Raw genomic sequence first — 1,597 nt, forward strand, 5'->3', positions numbered from 1 at the left:
CGGTCAGCACGTCGATCTGCTCGCCGCGCGGGCCATCGAGGCTGCCGACGTCGTAGTCGACGCGCCGGTCGATCAGCGCGAGTTCGGCCTGCTTCGAGTCGTCGCAGAACAGTTCCAGCCGCACGCTGTTGAGCCGCGTCGCGGTGCCGCGCCAGACGGCGCCATACAAATGCGGGCGGAATTCCTGCAGCCGCTCCATCCACAGCAGCGCCACCTCGCGCAACGCGCGCAATTCGGCGGGTTGGGTGTCGGCGCAGAAGAGTGCGATGTAGGCCCGGACCTCGTCCTCGACCTGGTCGTTGTCGGGCAGGTCGACCTGCCGCGTGCCGCGCTTGCCGAGGTCGCGCGCGGCGCGGCGCTTGGCCGGCCCGTACTCCATGCCCTCCTCGACGATCAGCCGGGCGGCCGCGCTGGCGAGTTCAGTACTGAGGTCGGAGGGCATCGGGGGATTCTAGGGAAGGTCGACCGCCCCCATGCGCGACACGACCGTGCCGGCCCGGCCGACCACGTACGGCGAGCCCGGCCGCTTCTCGAAGCGCTTCGGCGCCGGCAGCATCACCGCCAGGCGCGCGGCCTGCGCCGGTGCGAGCCGGGCCGCGTCGACGCGGAAGTAGTGCCGCGCCGCGGCCTGCGCGCCGAACACGCCTTCGCCCCATTCGACGTTGTTCAGGTAGATCTCGAGGATGCGCTGCTTCGACAGCAGCGCCTCCAGCATGAAGGTGATGACGAACTCCTGCGCCTTGCGGGGCAGGCTGCGTTCGCTGCCGAGGAACAGGTTCTTCGCGAGCTGCTGCGTGATCGTCGAGCCGCCGATGATCTTCGGCTCGGCACGCCGCGCTGGCGTGGCGCGCGCCTTGGCCGGCCGCTGCTCGATGCGCTCGTTGATCCGCTCGGCCCGCGCCTCGGCCCGCTGGTTCTTCTCCCAGGCCTTCTCGACCGCATCCCATTCGACGCCGCTGTGCTCGGTGAAGCCGGCATCCTCCGACGCGATCACCGCCCGCTTCAGCGTGTCGGCGATGTGGTCGTAGGGCTGCCACTCCTGGCTCCACAGGATCTGGTGCTGCTCGGTCAGCAGCCGCCAGGCCTCGGAGCGCTGGAAGGTGGTCGACTGCGGATCGACGACGGCCATCAGCGCGACGCGCGCGAGGAAGTACAGCTGCAGCGCGAGCACCGACAGCACCAGCAGCGCGATCAGCCGCGCGATCTGTCGGACCGCGTTCTTCATGTGGCGGTTGCGGACAGCCGGGCCTGCAGCTCGGCCAGCACCGGCGCGGTGTCCGGCCGCACGCCGCGCCAGACGAAGAACGCCTCGSCGGCYTGCTCSACCAGCATGCCCAGCCCGTCGCGGCCGACCGCGCCGTGCCGTGCCGCCCAGCCGATGAAGCCGGCCGCGGCCGGGCCGTACATCATGTCCAGCGCCAGCGTGCCGGCACGCAGCACGCGCGGCGACACCGGCACCTCGGCGCCTTGCAGGCTGCTCGCGCTGGCGTTGACGACAACGTCGAAGGCCTCGCCGCAGTCGGCCAGGCCGGTGGCGCGCAGCTCGACATCGGCGCCGCGCGCCGGCGCGGCATGGCGTGCCGCCAGCGCCCGTGCC

General features: G+C 71.8%; 2 protein-coding genes and 1 pseudogene. All 3 read right to left on the bottom strand.

What is annotated here, in order from left to right; genetic code table 11:
• Positions 1-442, bottom strand: a 442-nt coding sequence (locus tag AC1D15_RS31260; protein WP_477829097.1) for a hypothetical protein, incomplete at its 3' end; no start/stop codon positions are given.
• Positions 443-451: 9 nt separating this feature from the next.
• Positions 452-1,225 (bottom strand): transglycosylase domain-containing protein, encoded by a 774-nt coding sequence (locus AC1D15_RS31265; RefSeq protein ID WP_477829098.1) that lies wholly within the window; start codon positions 1,223-1,225, stop codon positions 452-454.
• Positions 1,222-1,597 (bottom strand): annotated as a pseudogene (gene aroE, locus AC1D15_RS31270) (shikimate dehydrogenase); the annotation flags it as partial. The pseudogene aroE and the gene AC1D15_RS31265, both read right to left, overlap by 4 nt.

The organism is Rhizobacter sp. P2_H2 (assembly GCF_056403375.1).

Excerpts from the sequence above, each read along its gene's own strand:
- AC1D15_RS31265 (WP_477829098.1), bottom strand. The coding sequence starts at position 1,225 with ATGAAGAACGCGGTCCGACAGATCGCGCGGCTGATCGCGCTGCTGGTG.